This window comes from Sphingomonas sp. LY54, from assembly GCF_035594035.1.
Classification (GTDB): Bacteria; Pseudomonadota; Alphaproteobacteria; order Sphingomonadales; family Sphingomonadaceae; genus Allosphingosinicella.
Window position 1 is genome coordinate 1485645 of sequence record NZ_CP141588.1, and the last position, 23596, is coordinate 1509240.

20 protein-coding genes and 1 tRNA gene are annotated in these 23596 nt (G+C 63.0%); 16 read left to right on the forward strand and 5 right to left on the reverse strand.

The window, feature by feature from the left end; translation table 11 throughout:
* The first annotated feature begins 103 nt into the window (after window positions 1–103).
* The 8 genes from SH591_RS07540 to SH591_RS07575 all read left to right on the forward strand — a co-directional run bounded on the left by SH591_RS07540 (window position 104) and on the right by SH591_RS07575 (window position 7424).
* Entirely contained in the window at window positions 104–427 is a 324-nt protein-coding gene (locus tag SH591_RS07540; protein ID WP_324751192.1) for a polyhydroxyalkanoic acid system family protein, read from the forward strand.
* Between the two features lie 67 nt (window positions 428–494).
* Complete coding sequence (locus tag SH591_RS07545; protein WP_324751193.1) at window positions 495–1799, forward strand: FAD-dependent oxidoreductase; 1305 nt, start codon at window positions 495–497, stop codon at window positions 1797–1799.
* A gap of 131 nt (window positions 1800–1930) precedes the next feature.
* Window positions 1931–2007, forward strand: a tRNA-Pro gene (locus SH591_RS07550).
* A 107-nt stretch (window positions 2008–2114) separates the two neighbouring features.
* Window positions 2115–4154, forward strand: a complete 2040-nt coding sequence (locus tag SH591_RS07555) for a hypothetical protein (protein WP_324751194.1) — start codon at window positions 2115–2117, stop codon at window positions 4152–4154.
* Window positions 4155–4346: 192 nt separating this feature from the next.
* Window positions 4347–4649, forward strand: a complete 303-nt coding sequence (locus tag SH591_RS07560) for an antitoxin Xre/MbcA/ParS toxin-binding domain-containing protein (protein ID WP_324751195.1) — start codon at window positions 4347–4349, stop codon at window positions 4647–4649.
* A 1127-nt stretch (window positions 4650–5776) separates the two neighbouring features.
* Complete coding sequence (locus tag SH591_RS07565) at window positions 5777–6529, forward strand: ribonuclease H-like domain-containing protein (protein WP_324751196.1); 753 nt, start codon at window positions 5777–5779, stop codon at window positions 6527–6529.
* Window positions 6526–7113: a MobA/MobL family protein gene (locus SH591_RS07570; protein WP_324751197.1), complete on the forward strand. Its 588-nt coding sequence runs from the start codon at window positions 6526–6528 to the stop codon at window positions 7111–7113. Before SH591_RS07565 ends, SH591_RS07570 begins: the two co-directional genes overlap by 4 nt.
* Window positions 7110–7424 carry a hypothetical protein gene (locus SH591_RS07575; RefSeq protein WP_324751198.1) on the forward strand — a complete coding sequence of 105 codons (315 nt, stop codon included), beginning with the start codon at window positions 7110–7112 and terminating at the stop codon, window positions 7422–7424. Before SH591_RS07570 ends, SH591_RS07575 begins: the two co-directional genes overlap by 4 nt.
* A 71-nt stretch (window positions 7425–7495) precedes the next feature.
* Here SH591_RS07575 and SH591_RS07580 read toward each other — a convergent pair whose 3' ends face one another.
* The 5 genes from SH591_RS07580 to SH591_RS07600 all read right to left on the reverse strand — a co-directional run bounded on the left by SH591_RS07580 (window position 7496) and on the right by SH591_RS07600 (window position 16282).
* Window positions 7496–8131 carry a M48 family metallopeptidase gene (locus tag SH591_RS07580; protein ID WP_324751199.1) on the reverse strand — a complete coding sequence of 212 codons (636 nt, stop codon included), beginning with the start codon at window positions 8129–8131 and terminating at the stop codon, window positions 7496–7498.
* 59 nt (window positions 8132–8190) lie between these two features.
* Window positions 8191–11520 (reverse strand): type I restriction endonuclease subunit R, encoded by a 3330-nt coding sequence (locus SH591_RS07585; RefSeq protein ID WP_324751200.1) that lies wholly within the window; start codon window positions 11518–11520, stop codon window positions 8191–8193.
* Window positions 11520–12638, reverse strand: coding sequence for a restriction endonuclease subunit S (locus SH591_RS07590; protein ID WP_324751201.1), 1119 nt, complete (start codon window positions 12636–12638; stop codon window positions 11520–11522). Before SH591_RS07590 ends, SH591_RS07585 begins: the two co-directional genes overlap by 1 nt.
* A 172-nt stretch (window positions 12639–12810) precedes the next feature.
* Entirely contained in the window at window positions 12811–15228 is a 2418-nt protein-coding gene (locus SH591_RS07595; RefSeq protein ID WP_324751202.1) for a type I restriction-modification system subunit M, read from the reverse strand.
* Window positions 15229–15346: 118 nt separating this feature from the next.
* The gene (locus tag SH591_RS07600) at window positions 15347–16282 is read right to left on the reverse strand and encodes a helix-turn-helix domain-containing protein (protein WP_324751203.1); all 936 of its coding nucleotides are present in this window, start codon (window positions 16280–16282) and stop codon (window positions 15347–15349) included.
* Window positions 16283–16451: 169 nt separating this feature from the next.
* On the opposite strand from SH591_RS07600, the gene SH591_RS07605 reads away from it, so the two are divergent.
* The 8 genes from SH591_RS07605 to rimK all read left to right on the forward strand — a co-directional run bounded on the left by SH591_RS07605 (window position 16452) and on the right by rimK (window position 23596).
* On the forward strand, window positions 16452–16931 hold the full coding sequence (locus tag SH591_RS07605) for a hypothetical protein (protein WP_324751204.1): 480 nt from the start codon (window positions 16452–16454) through the stop codon (window positions 16929–16931).
* Between the two features lie 3 nt (window positions 16932–16934).
* A complete protein-coding gene (locus SH591_RS07610; RefSeq protein ID WP_324751205.1) occupies window positions 16935–17540 on the forward strand; it encodes an Nmad2 family putative nucleotide modification protein in 606 nt (201 codons plus the stop codon).
* Window positions 17541–17611: 71 nt separating this feature from the next.
* Window positions 17612–18622 (forward strand): nucleotide kinase domain-containing protein, encoded by a 1011-nt coding sequence (locus tag SH591_RS07615; RefSeq protein WP_324751206.1) that lies wholly within the window; start codon window positions 17612–17614, stop codon window positions 18620–18622.
* 12 nt (window positions 18623–18634) lie between these two features.
* Window positions 18635–19516: a dCTP deaminase domain-containing protein gene (locus SH591_RS07620; RefSeq protein ID WP_324751207.1), complete on the forward strand. Its 882-nt coding sequence runs from the start codon at window positions 18635–18637 to the stop codon at window positions 19514–19516.
* 459 nt (window positions 19517–19975) lie between these two features.
* The gene (locus SH591_RS07625) at window positions 19976–21202 is read left to right on the forward strand and encodes a nucleoside triphosphate pyrophosphohydrolase family protein (RefSeq protein ID WP_324751208.1); all 1227 of its coding nucleotides are present in this window, start codon (window positions 19976–19978) and stop codon (window positions 21200–21202) included.
* Window positions 21199–21837: a uracil-DNA glycosylase gene (locus SH591_RS07630; RefSeq protein WP_324751209.1), complete on the forward strand. Its 639-nt coding sequence runs from the start codon at window positions 21199–21201 to the stop codon at window positions 21835–21837. The genes SH591_RS07625 and SH591_RS07630 overlap by 4 nt, the downstream gene beginning before the upstream one ends.
* 377 nt (window positions 21838–22214) lie before the next feature.
* A complete protein-coding gene (locus SH591_RS07635; RefSeq protein ID WP_324751210.1) occupies window positions 22215–22694 on the forward strand; it encodes an ATP-dependent zinc protease family protein in 480 nt (159 codons plus the stop codon).
* Window positions 22691–23596, forward strand: coding sequence for a 30S ribosomal protein S6--L-glutamate ligase (rimK, locus tag SH591_RS07640; protein ID WP_322830944.1), 906 nt, complete (start codon window positions 22691–22693; stop codon window positions 23594–23596). Before SH591_RS07635 ends, rimK begins: the two co-directional genes overlap by 4 nt.

Consider the following 23596-nt stretch of genomic DNA (forward strand, 5'->3'; position numbering starts at 1 on the left):
AGAGACATTGGCTAATGGGCTATTACCCACGTTTTGCGCATATTACGGATATTGGGCCCGGCCACCGTTGCCGTAGCCGGCCCACCGAGGCTAAACCCGGCCCATGGCCAGCAAACCGATGATCGTCGATCTTCCCCACCGCCTCGGCGCCGAAGAGGCGAAAAGGCGCATGCAGGGGGGCATCGGCAAGCTCAAGGACCATGTTCCCGGCGGCGCGGCCGAGGTCGATTCGCGCTGGGACGGCGACCGCATGTATCTGAACGTCCGCGCCATGGGCCAGGAGGTGAGCGGCCATATCGACGTGTTCGAGACAAAGGTTACGCTCGAACTGATGCTGCCGCCGCTCCTCGCCATGCTTGCCGGCAAGATCGAGGGCGTGCTGCGCCGCCGCGGCGCCGACCTGCTCGAGGACAAGTCCAAGGCCTGAGCCGCCGCCACTTGCCTCTCCCTGCCGCCACGCTAGCATCCGCCCCCAAGATGTAAGGGAGGCGGGGATGCGGCATGTCGCGATTATCGGCTCGGGCCCCGCCGGCTATTACAGCGCCGAAGCCTTGCAGAAGGACTATGGCGAGGCCGTCCGGATCGACGTGATCGACCGCCTGCCCGTCCCCTACGGCCTGATCCGCTTCGGCGTCGCCCCCGACCACCAGTCGATCAAGGCGGTCGCCAAGCGCTACGAGAAGGTGGCGCTGACCGACAATGTCCGCTTCGTCGGCAACGTCGCGGTCGGCCACGACATCGGCGTCGACGAGCTCGCCGCGCTCTACGACGCCGTCATCCTTGCCACCGGCGCGCCGACCGACCGGCCGCTCGCCATTCCCGGCGCGGAGCTGCCGGGCGTGATCGGCTCGGCCGCCTTCGTCGGCTGGTATAATGGCCACCCCGATTTCGTCGGCCTCGCGCCCCCGCTCGAGGCCGACACCGCTTTGGTGATCGGCAACGGCAATGTCGCGCTGGACGTCGCCCGCATCCTCGCCAAGACGCCCGCGGAATTCGCCGGATCCGACATTGTCGGCCACGCGCTGGACGCGCTCGCCGCGAGCCGCATCCGCACCATCCGCATCCTCGGCCGGCGCGGCCCTCACCAGATCGCGATGACGCCCAAGGAACTGGGCGAGCTCGGCCATCTCGAGGCCGCCGCGCCGGTGGTCGACGCGGCCGACTTCCCGCCCGAGGCGGAGGATCAGGCGCTAGAGCCGGGCATGCGCAAGTCGGTCGGGCACCTGCGCGCCTTCGCGGCGACGCCCCCGGACAAGGCCAAGACGATCGTCTTCGACTTCTTCGCCCGGCCGGTCGCGATCGAGGGGGACGGACGCGTCGAGCGCGTCGTCGTCGAGCGGACGCGCCTCACCGCCGACGGCCGCGCCGAAGGCACCGGCGAGACGAGCGCCATATCCTGCGGGCTGGTGGTGAGCTGCATCGGCTATCACACGCCGGCGATGGACGGCGTGCCCTTCGATGCCGCGCTCGGCCGCTTCGCCAATCATGACGGCCGCATCGCCCCCGGACTCTATTGCGTCGGCTGGGCCCGGCGCGGCCCGACCGGAACGATCGGCACCAACCGTCCCGACGGCTTCGCGGTCGCCGAGCAGATCCTTGCCAACTTCCCCCCGGGGGAGAGCGACAAGCCCGGCCGGGTGGGTCTCGACGCCCTGCTCGCGGGCCGCGGGGTCGACGTCGTCACCTTCCGCGACTGGCAGAAGATCGAGGCCGCCGAGGCCGCCCGCGCCCGCTCCGGCAGCCCTCGCGAGAAGTTCACCAGCATCGAGGACATGCTGCGCTCGGCCCATCCCGACTGAGCCGGCGCGCCGCTCCGTCAGCGGCGGAACAGAATCGTGCGCGCCCCTGCAAAGCCGGCTTGCGCTCCCCCGATCCGCTGCCTATAGGCCCCTCCACTGTCTCCCGGTTGGCTTCGGCCAGACACACCGGTCGGGGAGTAGCTCAGCCTGGTAGAGCACTGTCTTCGGGAGGCAGGGGCCGGAGGTTCGAATCCTCTCTCCCCGACCATTTTATCGCAGTAGCGACGGATTTCCGCCTTTTAGCATGGTCGCCCTGGCGTGCCGGTCACATGACCGGCCCACATAGGAGCGACACATGCGGGAAGGTGAGACTTCATGTGCCGCATCCCCTATGTCCGCCGTCGCGAGGGCCGCTATGTCTTCCGCCGACGCGTTCATTTCCGAAATCTTATCTCCAAGCCGGTAGCGGTCGCGTTGCAGACGGCCGACCCGGGGCTCGCGCGGCAGCGTGCGGCGCTCCTGTCGGCCCGCTTTGCGATTGTGAAATCGAGCGTGGACAAGATGGTGGAACGTGGACGCGCCCTGACCGGGGCGGAGATCGAGGCCTTATTCCGGGGGGAGCTGGAACGCGAACTCAGGGTCCAGGTCCAGAGCGCTTATGAGAATGGCCAGTGGTCGTCCTCGGCTCTTGAGATCGCGGCGCTCGACGGCGAAGCCTATCGCATCCTCCGCAAGCCCGATCAACTAAACGGCATGCAGGAGGCTGACAGGGCCTCCCTCCGCGCCAAGGGACTCGATGCCGGGATGTGGATGATCGAAGACCTAATCGATCAAATTCACGAGGTTTTCTCCGATGGTTCCGTCGAACAGAAGCTGAAAGACATCGGCGCTCCCGCACATTCCCAGAATGTTGCCGCGGCAAGAACGCACCTCATTCGTGCCCGCGCTGCCGCATGCGCGCGTGTCCAGCGCCTATTCGACGAGAACATCCTAGACGCGGCCGACCCGATCCGCGCGCTCATGGCGGACCTTGGAGAGCCATCTGAGGAGGTTGTCAGGCTTCTTCGCGGAGATGGCGAGAACTCGCCCTCGCCCCGGGCCCCAGCGGCCGCACTTGAAAGCCAATTCCTCATCTACGACGATAGGCGCTTTGGGGACGTCATTGAGCGCGTGATTACGGCGCTAAAAGCTGAGGACGTATGGAAAGAAGGGTACGACCAGAAGCGGCGCATCATGCAGACCTTCGCCTGGATCACCGGCAACCGGGAGCTGGGCTCATACGATCACCGTGACGTCGCGGCCTTCAAAACCGGGCTTATGCAGCTGCCGACGACCTTTCGATTTGGAACGCTCACGAAGGGGGCGATGGCGCGGCCGTTCCATGAAGTCGTGTTGGAGCTTCCCCCGCTCTCACCGGATCAGCGGCGAAACAATAAAACGATCAACCGCGACCTCAGCACCATGAGCACGGTCGCGAAGCATCTGGAGCAGACGGCCTGGAAGCCAAAGGTGTCCGGCGCGAAGGTGATGGATTTCAGCGGCGCGACCATCGCCATCAAGGAAAGCGACAGCACCGACCTGCGGCCGCCGTGGACCACCGCGCACCTGACGTGCCTGTTCAGCTCGCCGCTCTATACCGGCGGCGGCGCCGGGAAGCGGCGGCTCAAGGAGGGGCAGCTCCAGCCACAGGTCTGGCATGACGCCGCCTATTTCGCGCCTCTCATCTGGTACTATACCCACGCTTGCCGGGAGGAAATCTGCGGATTGGAAGTTGCAGACGTCACGAGCGACCATCTGGTCCCGCATATCGACATCCGCGATAACCTGACCCGTGGGCGCGATGGCGAAAAGGCAGGCGAGAAGCGTGCCGCCCGCCGGCGGAAGCTTCCGATCCATCCAGAGCTCATTCGACTCGGATTCCTCGACTATGTGAAGGCGATCGCCGCGGAAGGTCATGTAGCCCTGTTCCCTGAACTCTATCTGTTCGAGGCGAAGCGCGGTGGCGCGCAGTTCTATGACCGCGCTTGGCGCTTCATGGTCGAATGGATCGCTGACCGGCTGACGCTCCCGGTGAACGATCAGGGCAAAATCCCGGATATCCACTCGATCCGGTCGCTCGGCTCCTCATTTTACGAGGTCGACGGCGTCAACGAGATCATGCGCGCCGACATCATGGGACACGCCCGCCAGGGTACGAACGCCAAGCACTACTCCAAGCGTGCCAAGACGGAGGGCCTAGACGTGGTGCTCGTCGAGCGATTCGAGTTTCTGAAGCGCTACGTGCCTGTGATCACGAGCGAACTCCGCGCCGCGCCGATTCAGCTCTTGCATATCGACCAGCGATCGCGGGTCGGCAGTGGCCGCCATCGGCGCATCCGAAACGACGCTGGAACAGGGAGGCATGCTGACAAATGAGGACACCGCGCCGAAACTGCGCGCGCTCCACATGCTGCAAGGGCGACGCTGCGAAAGCCAAGGTAGACGACTAACGGCGGCGGGAGGAAACAAGTGAAAAAAGCTGGAGCTGTCATGTGGGGTAGGGTGGAACGGGCGCGGCTTTCCGGCCCCGCACTGAGGGCGTTCTTTAAGATTGCCGCGGTCTGGCAATTGACGACGATCGAGCAGGCTTCGCTGCTTGGCCTCTCCAGCCCCGCTACGCTCAAGCGGTGGCGGCGGGTTGAGGCGGTTGTGCTTACCCGGAATGCATTGGAACGGATAAGTTACGTGCTTGGGATCTTCAGGGCGATCAACATCCTTATCCCCCGTGCGATGCAGGCGGATAGCTGGATCCGGCGCGCTAATGCCGCTCCCCTCTTCGGCGGCCGCAGCGCTCTCGATCGGATGCTGGGCGGAAACGTTGGCGACTTGTACGCGGTCCGCCACTATCTCGACGCACAGCTCGCAAGCTGAATCCGCCTGCGCCTCCTCCAGGTTTTCTTCAAGCCGCCCGATCTTTGCCGCGGCATTGGCCACGGCTTGCCCTGCCGCGTCATGAAGTCTGAGGGAGCTTGCTGCCTCTTGTCGTGGACCATTCCATAATAGTTGCCCCTTCGGGCGGGTTCCGCACCTTCGGGTCGCCGTTCGCGGCCGTTTCCCACGGGACCGGCGATCCGCGTCTGGCGGTCGTTTCGCGTGGTGCCGAAGGGCAGGCCTCCCACCGGACAAAAACCACACAAATCGCACCGGAGAAACGCGTTTTAGCCAAGGTGCGCCACACAGTTCGGGAATTCTGTTGGGCGTTAGGTGGCAGGCGCAATACCGCTAAGCTGCCGCAGGCACCTTAGCATGCACATTATGTCGCTGGGCAGCGATGATCGCCGTTCGCTGCCGTTTCCCACGGGACCGGCGATCCGCATCTGGCGGTCGTTTCGTGTGGTGCCGGGGTTCATACCCCGACCGGCAAAAACCACACAAATCGCACCCGAGAATCGCGATTTAGCCAAGGCGGGCCACACAAAACGGGGATTCTGTTAGGCGTTAGGTGGCAGGCGCAATACCGCTAAAGTGTGGGACCCCACTTTAACATGCGCATTTCCCGCTAGTCGGCGATGATCCGTCCTCAGCGTGTCCTCGGAAGCTGCCGCTCACTCGCTTCTGGCGGTCGTTTTGTGTGGTGCCGAAGGGCCGTTCTCCACCGGGCAAGAACCACACAAATCCTAACCGGAAATCGCGATTTCCGCCAGGACACGCCACACAAAGCCGGAATTCTGTTGGGTGCCTGGTCTCAGGCGCAATACCGTAAATCTGGGGAACCCAGATTTACACGGGGTCATCTCTACCTGCAGCGAGATAGATCCCTTCTTGCGCTCTCCGAGGATTACCCGCCCCACACCTCGTCGGGGCGAATTGTGACGGGTACGCCGCTCTCGCGTCGGGGCCTCCAGCGCTGCTTCGACAGCGCCACCGGCAGGCGATGCCCCGCCGCTACGCGGCGGCGGCTGGGACCAGAAGTGAAAGGATCGGGAAGGGGCCAGGTGGCCCGCTGGGCCAGATGAAAGGAGGCCGGCTGCCGGCCTCCAGAAACTGGAGAACCCGAAGTGAAACATGTTGTCCTCGATATCGAGACCATCCCCAACGCCGAGGCGATGACGCGCGCCGGCATGGACCCCGACGGCGGCCTTCCGCCGTGGCCGCTCCACCAGATCGCGTGCGCGTCGGTGCTGACGGTCGACCGCGATCATCTGGGCAAGCTGTCCTTCGACGTCCGGACCTTCAGCCGCCGCGCGCTGGGCGAACGCGGCATCGTCGCATCGATCGAGCGCGCAATTGAGGACGCCTTCGAGGTCCAGACCTTCAACGGTGCTGGCTTCGACATCCCGGTCCTGCTCAACCGCGCCGCCGTCACCGGCGAGCCGGCGCCGATCGTTGCCAAGCTTCACGCGCAGCCGCGCTTCAAGCGCAGCGTCCATGTCGATTTTCTGCAAGAAGTCACCGCCTCCGGCGCGGCGCCGCGTGTCCGCCTCGCTGACCTCTGCGCGGCCTACAACATCCCGGTAAAGTTGGATGCTGCGGGCAATCAGGTCGGCGATCTTGTCGCGCAGGGCGCATGGGATCGCGTCGCCAACTATTGCGAGACGGACGTGGTCGCGACCTGGCTGATGGGCCTCTTCTGGCGCTCGGCCGAGCGGTCGTCGCCAGAGCTCATCGTCGAAGGATGGACCGCGCTTGCGCAGTGGATCTGGTCCGACCAGCGTAGGTTGGCCCACCTTATGCCCTACGCCACGGTGCCGCCGCTTTACGAAGGCGACGGGACATTAGCCGACATCGACTTCGCAGAGTACGGCCTGTGATCCACCCCGTCATTAGGCTCCCGTTCGTCTGCGAGCCAGTCGCCCTCCACCAGTTCGGCCGTCCAGATTGCCCCGACGAGCGCCGCACCGCGCTCAGGGAGGCAACCTATATTCGCCGCACGCAATTCACCAAGGAAGGGCGCACGCTCCATGATTTCACGATGCGGGGCGAAGACCTTTTCACGCTCATCCCGATCCTGCCAGACGACGCGCCGGATTGGGTGAACAGGCCGTATCTACGCTGGCAGCTCGCAGACGAAGCGGCAGAGTTGACCGACCGCCCGAACGAGGTCCGCGCTTGGCATGTCTGCGGCGACCTGAAGCCCAGCCTCACGCGGGGCGAGTGGGTCGACCAGGTTGAGGCAATGACGCGGGCGGCGCTGCCGAAAGGCACCGTCGCAGAGATCGCGATCCACGTTCCTCGAGACAAGCCGCCGCATGCTCACGTCCTTGTCGCGGCGCGCTACCCTGCGCGACGCTGTTATGGTCGGCTCTGTCCTGTGCTCGGCACGCAGCTCGGCGATCGTCTTGGAGGTGCCTGGCTGAAGTGGTTGGAGGCGGCTGAGGCCAGGGTCGCACAATGAACAGGAAAATGGAAATGCAGGACGGAGAAGACCGGTTCGGGATTTCGGAAAAGCTGATTAGGAGTGTGATTGCCAAACACGCGGGCCTGATCAGGTTCGGTTGCTATGTTCCAACTCGCAAAGAGGTCGCGACGCAGCCGCCCGAGTGGCTTCACTCGATCGTCAACGATTGGTTCTGGGAAAGTCCAGAGGAACTGGCGCCCGATAGGCAGCAGGTACAGGACGCTATAGCCATTTTGAGGGCTCGCACCGATGCGGATCATGAGCTGATCAGGGCCATCATAGCGGATGCTCCTGATCCTGGCGTCTAAAAGGCTTCATCCGTTCATAACATATACTCGGGGCAGCCTCGCACGGAGCTAATCAATTTGATCGCCCGAACTTACTGTAGCCCCTCGACGGCCATGCCATTCTCCGCGAGCCATGCCTTTCTGCGGGCGAAATCCGGCATGGCTCGCTCCACTCTCAGCCAAAAGTCCGGGGTGTGAAGTCGCTCATGAAGGTGAGCCACTTCATGCACCACGACGTACTCTGCGATCTGGGGCGGAAGGAGGATCGTTTTCCAGTGAAAGGAGATGCGATTCCCCCTGCCGCATGAGCCCCATCGATAGCCGAGATCCTGCACCCGCACTTCGGCGACCTCGGCCTCCATCCGCGACTGATAATCGAGGACCTTGGCGCTGAGCCATTGTCGAGCCCGCCCCGAATACCAGCGGACAAAATGGCGTCGCGCCGATCCCACCGCGTCTCTGCGCAAGTGGAAGCGACCGCCGCTCAGCTTCAGGCAGCGGGGTTGGTCATCCACCAGTCTGAGGCGGTAGCTGCGGCCGAGGTAGAGAAAGCCTTCGCCGTCGACGAATTCCTTCACCGGCAGCGTGTGGCGCAGACGCTCCTTCTCGGCCAGCTGTGTGTAAATCCAGAAACGTTTCTCGGACACGAACGAACTGAGCTGGGCGCGGCTTGCCTTAGGAGGCACCGTCAGCACAAGCGCGCCATCCCGCTCCACTGTGATCTGCATTGTCCGGCGCCGCGGACTCGTCCGCACTGTAAACTCGAGATCGTCAAGAAGTAGCGCGCTCATAGCTGGACCAGGCGATCGTGGTTCGCCCGTGCCTGCTCGATGAGCTTGTCGGTCAAAATTCCGGCCTGATCGGCGCTGCACAGTGCCGGACGCAGGCGCATGACATGATCGAACAGGCGGGCGTTCAGACCTTCCTGGGCCGCGCGCTTCTGAACACTCCAGATGTTCCGATTGCTCTGCAGTTCATCCACGATGAGGTCGACCAGGTCGACGGTGACATCTTGGTAGCGGGCCATCTCCAACGCATTCGGAGTGCCGTCACGCGCCACAGTGCTCACGACCGTCCGCAGGAACGGTCCCACATGCGCGGGCACAGCGGCGGACGCCTCGTCATTCGCGCTTGCGCCGCTTCGGATCTCATTCGCCAGCCTGCCGAGTTCAGCGAGCAGGGCGTCCCACTGGTGCCCCAGGTCCTGAAGGATCTTGTTCAGGCGTTCCGACAGCTTCTTGTAAAGCACCGGATCCTCGTCGAGGTGCTTCCGGATGTGCGAGCGAATTGCATGCTCCATCTCCGAAGCCTTGGCGCGGTCGCCTCCGGTGCTGCCGACATGACCGTCGAAGTTGGCGTCCGTTAGCTGGGTCGGCGCGATCTTCGGGTCGATCCCTAGCGAGATGACGTGCTCATCGATCAGCCGCCGCACCTTGCCGCCGACATCCCGGCCGAGCTGGGGCATGTCCTTGTAGCGGTTGCGCGCCCGCGCATGGATGTAGGCCAGCGTCTTCGCGTCCCTGGAATAGGGCAGCCCCTCCGGCCGCGGCAGGATGGCGTCGAGTGACGTCAGAAACGCCTTCAGCTTCACCGCAAACTCGGCGCGCAGCCGCTCGCTGCAAAGCGCGTTCACCGCCGCTTCGACATCGTCGATCCCGTCGAGGCCGCCCCGGCGGAACAGGTCGATTACGCGCAGATGGCGGTCCCGCAGCACCGGAACCTGATCCTTGATGCTGGTGAGAGCGCCCTCGACGTCCTCATCGGAATAGGCGGCGAGTGCCTCCTTTAGGTGCTTCGCGACTCCGTAATAGTCGACGACGATGCCGAACTGCTTGCCGTGGCCCGTGCGGTTGACGCGGGCGACCGCCTGCAGGAGCTCCGCCTCCCGGATCGGCCGGTCGAGGTAGAGCACGCCTTCGATCGGGGCATCGAAGCCGGTGAGGAGCATCGATTTCACGACCAGAAAGGCCAGGGGGTCCGCCTTGCCAGGCTCGTCGTGCACCAGCGGCTTCTTGAAGCACTTGATGAGCTGCTCCTGGGCGGATCCGTCGGTCCATAGCGTCCAGGCCGGATCGTCGTTGTTGCTGCCCGAGATGATCGGCGCGAACTCGATTCGGCCAAGCAACTCACGACAGCGCCAGGCCCGGATCACCGCCTGCACCGCGATGGCCCGGCGGCAGACGCCCTCCTCGTCAAGAACCTTGTCTTCCGGGCTCAGCCGCTCGGACTCAGCCAGCAGATCGTCGCGAGCGGCGCGGAGGGCCTCGCAGTAGCGGATGGCGGCTAGGCGGCTGCTGGCGACCAACTGCGCCTTCAACCCTTGGGGCAGGATGTTGATAACGTAGTGGCGCAGGATGTCCCGCGCCTTCTCCGCGATCAGCGCCGGGGCTTCGAAGATGTGACTCTTGGTCGCGTACTTATGCTTGATCGCCTCGATCTCGTCCGGCGTTCGCTCGCGGAAGAGGTCCTCGAACAGCTCGTCCATGCTAGCGCCGTCCCTCACGGCTCCTCGCGCGGTGCGGCCTTCATAGAGGATCGGCACCGTGGCCCCGTCCGCTTCCGCGTCAGCGATCGTGTAGCGATCGATGAATTCCCCGAAAATCTCGTGGGTGCGCTTCTTCTGTCCCATGATGATCGGAGTTCCGGTGAACCCGATCCGGGCGCAATTCGGGAGCAATGCGAGCAGAGAAGCGTGGAGATCGCCGGCCTGAGTGCGATGGGCCTCGTCGACGAGGACGAGCACGGCTTCGTCCTCGTTGATCGCGGCCACCCCTTCCGCTGTCTCGTACGGAGCAGCCGCCTCGGCCACACGTGATGGCGTAGGCGGCAGATCCTTCTTCTCCAGCGGCGCTTCGCCGGCAACGTCCGGATTCCGGTACTTCTGAATCGTCGCGAAGATCAGGCCCGGGCCGCGCCGGCCGGCGAGCGCGGCCGCACCGCTGGCGGTGGCGGCCACCTCCACCGCCTCGCCGGTCAGGCTGGCCGTGGCCGAGAGCTGGTATTGCAGGTCCTTGCGGTCCGTGATGACGATGATCTTGAAGCGCCTAAGCTGCGGGTCAGCGCGCATCTTGCGGACGAGGAACACCATTGTCAGGCTCTTGCCCGATCCCTGAGTGTGCCAGATGATGCCGCCGCGCTCGTCATGCTCCCCGTGCTGGCGGCGGGTCTTCCCGGTCTTCAGGCGGACGACCGCCCGGTTTACTGCGCGATATTGCTGGTACCGGCATACCGCCTTCACCATCTGTCCGCCCGCGTCCATGAACAGCATGAAGCTCTTGATGATGTCGAGCAGGTTCGCCTTCTCGAGCATGCCGAGGATCAGCCGCTCCTGTTCCGAGAGGCGCGGCTTGCCGAGGAAGGCTTCCGCGTCGGCCTGGCTGCCGCGGCCGTCAGGGCCAACGACCGTCTTCCAGGGCGCGTAATGGTCCAGCGAGGCGCCGATCGTGCCGACCCGCGCCTCGTCGAAGCTGGTCGCGATCAGCAGCTGGGCGGTCGCAAACAGCGCTTCACTGCCTTCGTTCTCGTCGATCTCGCCCGCCGCGCGTCGCTGGTTAGAGTAGCGGCGCAGCTGGTCGACGGCTTCCGCCAGCGGCTCGGGGCATGACGGGCTCTTGCACTCGACGACCGCGATGGGGATGCCGTTCACCAGCAGCACGAGGTCCGGCACGACGAATACCTTGGCGCTGTTGAAGCCGGGGAGGCAGTCGACGCGATATTGGCTCGCGACTGTGAAGAGATTCTTCTCGGGCCGTTCCCAGTCGATTAAGCGGATCGTTTGTCCGCGCCCGCCGTCCCAGCCAGGCAGCCCTTCGACCACAATGCCGCTGAGGAGAAGCTCAGTGACGCGCTGGTTTCGCTCGATCAGCCCACCGCTGCCGAGCCGACCGAGCGCGGCGACCCCTTGAGAGAGGCGGCCGTCGTCGAGCCATTCGCCGCCGTCCGGGCCTGGGTTGATCTCCCGCAGCTTGCGCCGGAGCGTCTCCTCCTGGAGCACCTCGCCAAAGCCAGCGCGGCCAGTCGCCGAAGGATCGTCAAGATCACCGGCCTCATGGTTCCAGCCGAGGCGCTGGAGCAGTGCTACGAAGGGCGCCTCAACGTCCTCGGCCTCCCACCCCATCAGCCGGCGCCTTGCAGTTCGGGCTCGGGCTCGTCGGCGAGCAGCTGCGTAACTCGGACACGGCCGGTGAGGAGGTCATCGGCGAGAGCTGCCTTGAGGAGTTTCAGCTTCCGCAGCTGATCCTGTTCCGCCGCGATGAGCTGCCGGACCGCCGCCATGCGTTCCAGAATCCGTTGCTGCTCGGGCAGCGGAATGCGCGGTATCTGCAGCGCCCGAACAGTCGCTCCGCTGATCTTCACCATGCTTCCGGAAGTGCCGGAGGCGGCCGCTTGGATCTGACGACGTGCGCTAGAGGCTTGTAGCACAAGCTCCAGAAATTCTGGCGTAGTCTCGTTTGAGACGCGAAGCTTCATCATCAAGTCTGGATAGATGCAGGGATGCCCCACGGAACGGTAGACGCCAGCGAGCCCAACCAGCTGACGCGTGTTAGCCCGACTGATAAGCAAATCTCCGTCGTCGAGCAGGGCAGTCGAAACCCGCGCATCCCCGGTCGGAGCAAACTTAAGCTGGCAGGGGTGGAAGCCGTCAAGGCGCAGACATCCGAGCCCCAACATGTAGGTACCCGCAAACGCCGGTGCCTCCACAGGGGAATAGCCGTTTCGCGGCTTGTCAATCAACCAGCGGTCAAGCGGGCCTACTTTCCAGCTCGTGGGAACGGTGCCCAACGGAGATCGCTGATAGAGATGAGCTGCCACCGACGCTGGTGAGCGCAACTCTCCGTTTGCATCCAAGCCCCTCGTGAGCAGATCGTCCACAAGGCCCTCACGCGCGACGCTCAGCTTGCGAACGTTCGTGGCTGTCGCTGCTATAGCCCGCTGAAGCGAGATCAGCCGGTGAGCGATAGCCGTCTGCTCATCTTCCGATGGGCAGAAGACCTCGGTGTTTCTGAGTTCCTTCCAAGACGTACGCGGCATTTTTGTCCCAGCCGCAGTGCGCTCCGCTACGGCACCGACAGCTTCGCTGCTCAGCATCGCAGCCGCAAACTCCCGATCAACTCCATCGTAAGAGCGTAGCACGATAATGTCAGTTGAGCAGTAGCCGTCGAACGGCGCGAGAACGCATTTCCGCAGGTTCGGCCGAAGCTTACCGAGCAGCACATCACCCTTGCGGAACCGCAAGTTTGTACTAACCGACTTCTCGGCTTGGTCCCAGTCAAGAAGCTCTGTGCCGCGGGATGGAATATGCTCCAAACCGATATAAGGCAGTTCTGGGTCTTTGCCGCTGTCAATTGGTTCGACGACGGGCGTGACCAGGTCAGATAGTTTTCGAAAAGGAATCTTGTCCGTTGATTTAGGAATAACCTAGCTCCTTCAGACATCTAGCGAGCGTGTTCGTAGCGCCGTCCTGCTGGTCCTTGATCTCCCGCAGCGTCACCTTGTACTTGTCCCACCAATTCTCAAACGCAGCGATCACTTGCTTGCGCTGGGCGGCGACGTAGCGGTCGAGGATGGCGCTCATGTCGTGGTGGAGTATGGTCAACATCAGCTCCGCCGCAGTCGGCTCGTCGAGCGCGTCGACGTCGGCGCCAAGGCGGGCGGCGAAGCTCTCGCGCTTCGCCTTGAGCCGCTTCTTCGCGCCGGTCAGCTCCTTCTTCCAAGCCCTGATCTGCGCCTCGTCGACCGGCTCCTCTTCGTCTATTTCTTCGTCGGTCTCCTCGTCCGCGTCCTTCTGCGGCACCGCGGCCTTGACCTTCGCCTCCAGCTCGGCTTTTTTCGCCTCCAGCTCGGCGAACTCATCGACGAAGCCGCTCATCAGGAAGCGGATCAGCTTGTGCTCAAGCGGACTTTGCTTGCTCGCCTTGTCCTCGAGCGCGGTGACAATGCCGGTGCGCCAGGCGTCGACCACGCCTCGGCTGCCACGCGCCATTAGCGTTAGGAAATCGTAGCGGGCGCCGTACCAGAAGCCGGCGACGATTCCTCGCACTTCGAACGGGTCAAGCAGGCCGACCGCTTCGAGCGAGCGACTGAAGCTATCGAGCAGGTCGGCACGCAGCGCGACCAGCGAGCCCGGTTGCCCGAGCTTGCCGGCGAGCTGGGTTACTCGGTCCCGGTGCTGCGCCCACCAGATTTCGAACGCGGCCTTGATCTTGGCTTCCCTGGCGAGCAGCCCCCCATTGCCCTCCACCGCCGTGCGCACATGCGCCCGATTTTCCAGTTCGGGGCGAAAATCGAGATATTCCTCGTCCCGCTCCACGAACAGGGCGCCCGGATCGAGACCGTGCGCGGCGAACAGCTTCGCCTTCGCCTCGACCTCCGTCTTCGGAACACCGCCGACCAGATGGGCGCGCACGTCCTGCGGCTCGGGCGTCGGCGCATTGTCGGCATAGCGGCGGATGTTGAGGTTCCAGCCATTCTGTTTCAGCGTCTCATTATCGACGATCGCCGAGAAGCCAGGCACGGCGCGATAATCGTCGAAGGTCGCGAGGATCTTCTCGATATGCTCGGGCAACAGGTGATTCTGCGCGCGGCCCTCGAAGCATTCGCGGTCCGCATTGATGAAGAGGACCTTCCCGCGCCGCGCCTCCGGCTTGCCGCTGACGCGTTTCGCTCCCTCCTGCATCCGCTGACGCAGCACTAGAATGCAGGCTGGAATCTGCGTGCCATAGAAGAGGTTAGGCGCGAGGCCGATGACGGCCTCGAGCAGATCCTCCTCAATGACCCTGCCGCGGATCGCCTTCTCCTCGCCGGCGCGAAACAGCACGCCATGCGGCATCACGGTGGCGACCATGCCGCCGTCCCGGGTCACCGCCAGCATGTGCTGGAGAAACATGAGGTCCGCTTTCTTGGCGCCGAGCGACACCTCGCCGTAGCGGAACCGTTCGGCCCGGAACTTTGGCGCCCAGACCGGATCGCCGTCGGCGTTCTTTTCCGTGTTGCCCCAGTTGATCGAGAAGGGCGGATTCGTGAGGATCCGGTCGAACCGCATCAGCTCGCCGTCCGCAACGTGCTGCGGTTCGGCGAGGGTGTCCTCGTTGCGGAGGTCGGCCGTGCTGATGCCGTGCAGCAGCATGTTCATCTTAGCGATTGACCAAACGGTGCCGTTATATTCCTGGCCGTAGAGGTTCGCCTTGGTGCCGTCCTCGCCATGCTCGTCCATATATTCCTTGGCGAGGATGAGCATGCCGCCCGAGCCGGCGCAGGGGTCGTAGACATCGTGCCCGACCTCCGGCTTCAACAGCCGCACCATCATCCGAACGACGGGGCGCGGCGTGTAGAACTCGCCGCCTTTCTTGCCCGCGGAATCGGCGAATTCGCCGATCAGATATTCGTAGGCGGCCCCAAGCAGGTCCGGGAATTCGAAGTCCTCATCGCGGAGACGATACTGGCCGAAATGCGTGATCAGCTGGCGGAGCTTGACATTCGGGATCTGGCTCTGGCCCACACGGCGGGTGAAATCTATGTGCGTCAGCACGTCCTCAAGCTTGGTGTTGCCAGACTCGATGCCGCCCAGGGCCTTGTTGAGCTTGTTGGCGATGCCCTCATGGGCCTCGTTGAGCAGCCAGTCGTAGCGGGAGTGCGGCGGAACCCAGAAGGAGCCTTCGACTCGGTACCACCGCTCCATCTCCCCCGATGCTTCGGCCTCGGCTTGGCTCTTCCCGTTATCGCGCTCGAGCCGGATCACCTCCTCACGACGCTGCTCGAATACGTCGGAGCAACGCTTCAGGAAGAGCATCCCGAAAATGTATTCCTTGAACTCAGACGCATCCATCTTCCCGCGCAGGATATCGGCGGCTTTGAAGAGGTGCCTCTCGAGCTGAGAGAGGGTCAGGGGCAACGTACAACTCCGATCATCGTTTAAGCGGCTTGAGGCTTGCGCCAGTGCAATATCAATTCTGGACCAGAGCCACTCTCTTGCCGACGTGGTCGCGCCAGAGGCCCAACCTCTTTATCCGGTAGTCCACCAACTCAGGCGACGTCCCGTATTGGTGAGCGATGTCTATCGAGCTACGGCGCTCTGAAACGGCCTCTATCACTGCCTTCCGTGGTAGCAGCGCTGCTGAAGCGAGGTAGTATGCATCGTGCTCTTCAACGCTGTCATAGGTGCGTCCGTAGGCTTCCGCGACCTTAGAGATCTTCGTAAGTTTATGGCCAAGAAGGATGTGCCAAACCTCTTCAAGAAGAGTGACGCGCTGCCGCTCTATGCTATGGCAATCGTTCAATAAGACTGACCATTGCTCATGAGACTGATCAAGCGGAACGCTCATCGCAGACCACTCGTCACATGCATCTTTGCTAAGTTTAACGCGGGTAGCATGATCTATACATCCACTGTCACGCAAAGGTATTATTTCAACACCCTCGATCTCTAGCAGAAGCGAGTCTAAAGGCTGATTGTCGTGGAGACCCAGGTCTTCCCGAAACTTTTCAGCGGTTCGCTCAAGCTCCTCCTTCGATAGAGAAACAGCTCCGTTTTCGCCGGCGCCAGCAGGCGCCTGCTCTGAGTGCGAAGGAGCAGCGTTTCGCTTCAGGCATTCGGCCGCTCGTAGAAGCGCCTGGACGGTACCTGATCGAACATTCTTGCCCGCTCGGAAGTGTACTAAAGCCACGTTTTCAAAGCTGAGGCCCTCCTCATCGGCGGCAGGGCCGAGCCATTCGAGCAGGCGTATTTTCGAGTTGTTGTCCGGGAGACCCTCGCCGCGTTCGATCCTAGCAAGGGTGGAAAAGCTTATGCCGACGACGGTCGACAAGGCGCGGAGGCTGAGGCCCTCTGCCTCCCGCTTGCGCTTAACGGCTTCGACAAGCCGGGCTTCAAATTGCTTCATGCTGTTCCGTGCTAATCACACATGTTGACACGTATCGTGCTTGCCCGATACTGTGCAGGTCACACAGAGTCGCACAGTACTTGGAGGAAAGCAATCTTGCTGAGCGGGCGCTGTGTCGCAGACGGCAGACACGCGCCAGAGGGGCGCCTACATTTAGGAGGCTGTAATCGTGAAAGTGTATATTCATCCCAGCGTGACCGGGCAATCCCGGGACGAACTTGAAGATCTGCTTGACGAGGCCGAATGCGAGATCGTCGAGGCGCTCGAAGATCTGGAAACCGAAGATGACGCCGGTGAAGAGGCTCCTGTCCACGCCGAGGCCGAGGAGGAAGACGTCGCCGACGACGATGAGGGTGCCGAGGCGCCGCAGGTTGCACCGGCCTGCGTTGTGGTGCTGACGCCGGGGCTCGCCGAGGGTGATCTCGAGCCAGAGCTAACCGAGGCGGTGAAGCGCGGCTGCCGGGTCATCGGCATCTGGGGTTCGGGCGCTGACGGCGAGGGCGACGCTTCGCCCCTCGCTGATTATGGCGCCGACACCGTGCCTTGGGACAGGGCTCGAGTGCGGGATGCCATTTGCGGCGTCCCGCAGCACCAAGGTCCATCCGGTACAAGGATGCCGAAGCCGAAGGGCACGCACGGTGGGTGCTAAGGCATGACCGTCTACAGCTATGTCATAGAGCATGATTACGGGTTTGCTCCGAACCCGTTTCATGGCCCGTGCACGTTGGCCGGATGCAAGCCAGATATCCGCAAAGCGGCAAAGCTGGGTGATCTTATAATCGGCACCGGCGCCGTCTCGACTGGGCTCGAGCGGCACATGGTTTATTGGATGCGAGTCGACGAGATTATCGATTTCGCCCGATATTGGAGGGATCGGCGGTTCCGCGCCAAGCGCCCGGACATGGAGGCGCCAGGGAAAATCGATCGCTTTGGAGACAATATCTACCGGCATGACCCCGAAACGGGCCTTTTCGTCCAAGCTTACTCGTTCCACAGCCACGGGGACGGCAGCTGCAATGAGAAGAATTTGAAGCGGGATACCGGCAAGACGGATCGCGTGCTGATTGGGCGGGACTTCGCCTATTTCGGGGTGAAGGCGCCGGAAATTCCCGAGGAACTGCGCGACCTTATCAAGAAGGGTCCCAGCCACAAGTGCCGGTTCAGTCCGGCGCGCGCCAAAGCCTTCGAGGCTTGGGCGACGGGCCACCCGGAGCGCGGCTATGTCGCTAAGCCAACGCACTGGGCCTCACTGAAGTAGACAGGCCGGTATCAATCCTGCGATAGCGGCGACCCGATTTCCCGCTGTTGAGCCGTCAATCCCAGGACACAATGACCCCCACCGCCGTCTACGACAGCTACTGGCGCTTTGCGGCCGAGCGCCACGCGATCTACGAGCGCCGCCTCACCAATCCGCAAGGGCCTTGGACGGACGATCCGATCCTCGCCGCCCACCGCTTCACCAACACCTATCGCGCCGCCGACCGGGTCAGCCAGTATCTCATCGGCGACGTCCAGTACCGTCCGGACCGGTCACAGGCGCCGGCGGAGCTCTTCTTCCGAACCCTGCTGTTCAAGATCTTCAACAAGATCGAGACGTGGGAGCTGATCGAAAGGCAGCTGGGGCCTGTCTCCTGGCAGAGCATCGATCTCGCCGCCGTCGATGCGCTGCTCGGCGAAGCGATGGGCCGCCGCGCGCGCATTTACTCGGCCGCCTACATCATGCCATCGCCGCAACTCGGCCACGCGCGCAAGCATGCCAACCACCTGGCGCTGCTCGCACGGATGATGGACGATGGGTTGCCGGCGCGCGTGGAACGCGCGCGTAGCCTCGCGGAGGTGTACGAGCTGCTCAGTCCCTATCCTGGGCTCGGGCCGTTCCTCACCTACCAATATGCGATCGACCTCAATTACTCGAACCTGCTCGATTTCTCGGAGGCGGATTTCGTCGTGGCCGGCCCGGGCGCGCTCGACGGCATCGCCAAATGCTTCGAGGACACCGGTGGCCGCTCCGCGCGAGAAGTGATCGAATACATGGCCGACGTGCAGGACCGAGAGTTCGCCGCACGCGGGATTGACTTCAAGGGGCTGTTCGGACGCAAGCTGCAGCTGATCGACTGCCAGAACATCTTCTGTGAAATTTCGAAATATGCGCGGGTCGCGCATCCCGAGGTTCGCGGCGTCAGTGGCCGCACCCGTATCAAGCAGTCGTATCGGCCGTCACCCCGAGCGGAGCCCGCTCCGTTCTTCCCGCCGCGTTGGAAATTAAATGTTCCGCTGAGAGACGCCAGGCTCTTGATGGCAGCGGAGCCGGCCCAAGGGCAGTTGTTCGCGCGCTTCTGATCACTTGACCAAATGAGGGGTCAAAGGCCAGCAAGGGTCATAGGGGAGATGAATTTGGCCTTGTGGGAAATGCTTCGAGGGGAAAAGGGTGATCGGGGACCGAAAGGCGACCCGGGGCCGGCAGGCGGCTTTTGGTCGGCTGAGCGGATCAAGGAACGTCACGAGGCAGACAAGATCTTCTTCATACCAGACCCGGCGAACCTGAACGAAAAGCCGAAGTACGATCTAGACGGGGATTGGTTGCGCGGGGCTTCATACAACCTAAAGATGGGCGGTCAGGCATACGTCACGCCTGTTGAAGAACATGATCCAAAGAGCATTCGGACGCTAGGCTCGGAGGAGGCGTTCGTTATACCAGCAGGACAATTTGCGTTCCTTCTCACACATGAGGCTGTGCACGTTCCTGACAATGCCTTCGCCCTCCTCGCCTTGCGAGCTCGCGAACTACAGTTCAAAGGATTGATTAACGTCTCGGGGTTCCACATCGACCCGGGCTACTGTGGGCGCTTGGTGCTGGCGGTTTACAATGCGGGTCCCGGCGAGGTGCACCTCCGCGAGGGCCAGGTTCTGTTCGAAGTCTTTTTTGCGGATCTCGATCGTACCACCGAGAAGGCCTACGCTAAAAGCAGTAAGAAGAAGCCGCTCTTTAGGATTGAGCCGGAAATCATCTCTTCGATCGCTGGGAGGTTCGAAACGCTACCCGGCTTGAAGAAAAAGATCGAAGAGGTTGAAGCCGACCTTGAGGAACGCATCCACTCCTTGGAGCGTGAGCAGAGCGTCACACGCTGGGCCGCCGCTATTATCCTCGCCTTCCTTATAGCCTTTGGAGTTCGACAGTGCGCTACGAGCGTAGCGTCCGCGCAAACGAGCATCGAGGACGCTGCCTATGGGTGAGAAAGGATCAGGTAAGGGCCTAAAGCCCACGGACAGAGCACGCTGGTTTTTTCGATCGTGGTGGCTGCTCACCGCAACAGCTCCGGTGATAGTGATCATCCTCGTAGCTCACGCCGAGCCGCACCGACTGGCGGAGTTCGCGAAACAGGGGCTGGTGCAGCCCACTATCGCCGCTCTCGTTGCGACGAGCGTCGTTTTGAGTATGCGGATGACGTGGGGTCGATACTCGAATGATAGGCGGAAAGGCAGCATCTCGGCCTCTAGCGCGACAATCGCGGTGAGGCTCTGGGCGATCTGCTTCGCTTTGCTAATGGGGTCGATGCTCCTGACGGCCGTTGTCGCCCGCCTGCCAGACGATCTGTTTGCCCGAACCGACGCGCACGCCAAATCTGTCGAGACCCAGCTGGAAGTGAGCGCCAACCAATCTGCTCCCGCCGTAGCCAGGGCTAAGGTCACCCAGTGACTGCGTTTCTAGCCCTTGAGCAGGTGCGGCGGCAGTTGGCGCCGCGCCGGAACTTCACCGGCGACCTGATGCTCGACGAATATCAGCGATACGCCGGGGCGCTCAACCGGACGGGCCTGAGGGAGGACGCTGCGCGTGATTTCCTCATGATGGGGCTGTTCGGCGAAACCGGAAGCTTGCTCAGCGAGGTGAAGAAGAAGCAGCGGGACAAGCGCGCCTATCTCTCCTACCGCGCCTCCTCCGTGGAGGAGCTGGGCGATGTGCTCTGGTATTTCGCTAATGTGGCGCGGCTGGTTCCGGTCCAGCTGTCGGAACTCGCTGCGCGTGCCGTCCAGAGCCGCGGCTGGGGGTTTAAAGGAACGCAGCATCGCCCCCGCACTTTCGCCGCGCTCCAGCAGGCCGGACGCAATTTCGGCGAGCCGGCAAGCGGGCGGCAGGTCGAGCGTCGCCTGCTCATACTGGCTAGTCGCGTCGGCGCCCTCGTCGAGATCGGCCGCAGCTCGAACGCTGAGCGGGAGACTATCATCCAGTCGATGGTCGAAATTTTACGTGGGCTCATCGCCGCGGCGGATATCGCTCACCTCAGCCTCGACGAAGCCGCTCAGTTCAGCCTTGCCAAGTCTCTCGACCGGTTCCCGGTGGTTCGCGATTGGGGCACATCGTTCGATGACGAATTCGATGCCGACGAGCAGCTCCCGAGGCGGATGGAGATCACTTTTCGGGAGAAGCTGACCTCAAAGGGTGCACCTTATGTCATCCAGCAATGGCACGGCATCAACGTGGGTGACCGGCTGACCGACAATGCGCAGATTCCGGACGATTACCGCTACCACGACGTCTTTCACCTCTCCTACATCGCCTTCCTTGGCTGGTCGCCAGTCATGCGTTCGCTCCTCCGCCTCAAGCGAAAGAGTCGGCCCGAAATCGACGAGCAACAGGATGGGGCGCGCGCGATCATCACCGAGGAAGGCATTTCGAACTGGATATTCGCGCACGGGCTGCGTCATCATGCCTTCGAGGGAGTGACCCGACTGGATTACGGGCTGCTGAAGATGATCCGGCAGATGGTGAAGGGCTACGAAGTCGAGTGCCGGCCGCTGTGGATGTGGGAGGAAGCGGTAATCCGCGGGTTCGAGGTGTTTCGCGAGCTTCGAAAGAACAAGGGCGGCGTCGTCGTCGCCGACATGATCCGCCATCGCCTCATCTACCGGCCGCTGAAGTGAGTGTCGCACCGGCGCTGGAGGAATTCATCCGAGGTGTCGCCGCGCTCCGGATGGACGGCTGCTTCAATCCCTATGCGGACCGTTACGATCCTTTCGACGTCGAAGACGCGCCGATGCTTCGCCGGTCCAATCTGCGGCACGTCCTGGGCGTCGCGGCCAAGACGGGTGTCGCCGATCTTTGGGTCGGCCTTGAACTTGGCCACAACGGAGGACGCCGCACCGGGCTTGCCATGACCGATGACATGCACCTTCACGCGCATGGTGACCGTTTCGGAGTGGCAAACCGGTTGCGTTCTCCGACGAAGGCGGGCCCGGCGAAAGAGATGACCGCCGGCATTGTTTGGGAAGCGCTGAGTAGGATAGAGCGGCCAGTGTTTCTCTGGAACGTTGTTCCAGTTCACCCGCATCGCCCCTCGGAGCCCCTGTCTAACCGCCGGCACACCGCAACCGAGCGGGAAGTCTGCTTGCCTCACCTGCATTTTCTCGTGGAATTGCTGCAGCCGATGCGGATCGTCACAGTGGGCAACGACGCGTCCGCGGCATTGAAGCGGTGCGGCTATCCTCACGTGCCGGTGCGGCATCCCGCCTTCGGGGGAAAGCGCCAGTTTCTCGAGCAAGTTGCCGCTCTCGACTAGTTGCCCGCGGCTTCGAACGAGGGGCTGACTCATCGCTAGACAGGCACACACAACTGCTCCACAAGGGTTCGGCAATTTTGCGAAAACCGCGGAAATCCGTGGCTTTGGGCGAGAGCTATTCTGGTCTGGAATCCTCTCTCCCCGACCATTTTCTTATCCAGCGGCATCATACCGTAACAGCCACAGGCCCGGGTTGAACCGGATGGTAAATGGCCGTGCGCTATCGACGGTCTGCAGCCGGGCTGGTCTGGTCCTATCCGGCGGCGGCGGACCCGAACCCCACTTTGCGGTCCGCCGCCAGCCGCTGCCCTCCCCACCGAAACGCTTCCCAAGCGCGCCGCGGCGCTGATAGAAGCGGCCCACCAGGAAACGGGGAAGTGCACCGCGTGAAGCGCGAACGGCCGGTCATCGGATGGCGCGAATGGGTGCAGCTCCCGGAGCTGCTCGACGTGCCGATCAAAGCCAAGATCGACACTGGCGCGCGCACCTCCTCGATCCACAGTTTCGGCACGCGCCGCTTCACCGAGCGGGGCGCGCCTTGGGTCGAATTCCTGCTCCACCCGTTCCAGCGCCAGGCACGCCCGGAATTCGCGGTTCGGGCCGCGATCAAGGACGAACGGCTGGTGCGCAGCTCCAACGGCGCCGCCGAGGCCCGCATCGTCGTCGAGACGGTCGCTCGGCTCGGCGCAACCGACTGGCCGATCGAGTTGACCCTCGCCGACCGCGACGTCATGGGCTTCCGCATGCTGCTCGGCCGCGAGGCGATCCGACGGCGATTCCTCATCGATCCAGGGCGCAGTTACCGGCAATCCGACCGGCATCTCGCCCCGCACTGTCCGGACCAGCCCATTTCATGAAGATCGCCCTGCTCTGCCGCAGCCCGCAGCTCTATTCCCACCAGAGGATCATGGAGGCGGCGCGGCAGCGCGGTCACGAGATCGATCCAATCAACCATCTGCGCTGCACGATCGACATCGCCTCGCACCGGCCCAAGGTCCATTATCAGGGCCGCACCCTCACCGATTACGATGCGGTGATCCCGCGCATCGGGGCCTCGGTCACGTTCTTCGGAACGGCGGTGGTCCGCCAGTTCGAGATGATGCGCGTTTATTCGGTCAATGAATCGGTCGCGATCTCACGCTCGCGCGACAAGTTGCGCAGTCTGCAATTGCTGTCGCGCAAGGGCATCGGCCTGCCGGTTACCGTCTTCGCCCACAAGACGTCCAACGCCGAGGACATCATCAAGCTCGCGGGCGGCGCGCCGGTGGTGATCAAATTGCTCGAAGGCACGCAGGGGATCGGGGTGGTGCTGGGCGAGACGCCCAAAGCGGCGGAGAGCATCATCCAGGCGTTCGGCGGCGTGAACACGAACATCCTCGTCCAGGAATATATCGAGGAAGCAAAGGGCGAGGACATACGCTGCCTGGTGATCGGAGACCGCGTCGTCGCGTCGATGAAGCGCAGCGGCCGCGAGGGCGAATTCCGCTCCAACCTCCATCGCGGCGGATCGGCCAAGCCGATCAAGATCACCGCGCAGGAACGCACCACCGCGATCGGCGCGGCCAAGGCGATGGGCCTCAACGTGTGCGGCGTCGACATGCTGCGCTCCAACCACGGACCGGTGGTGATGGAGGTCAATAGCTCGCCGGGCCTCGAAGGGGTCGAACAGGCGACCGGCGTCGATGTCGCCGGCAAGATCATCGAATTCATCGAGAAGAATGCCATGCCCGGAAAGACCCGCACGCGCGGGAAGGGCTGA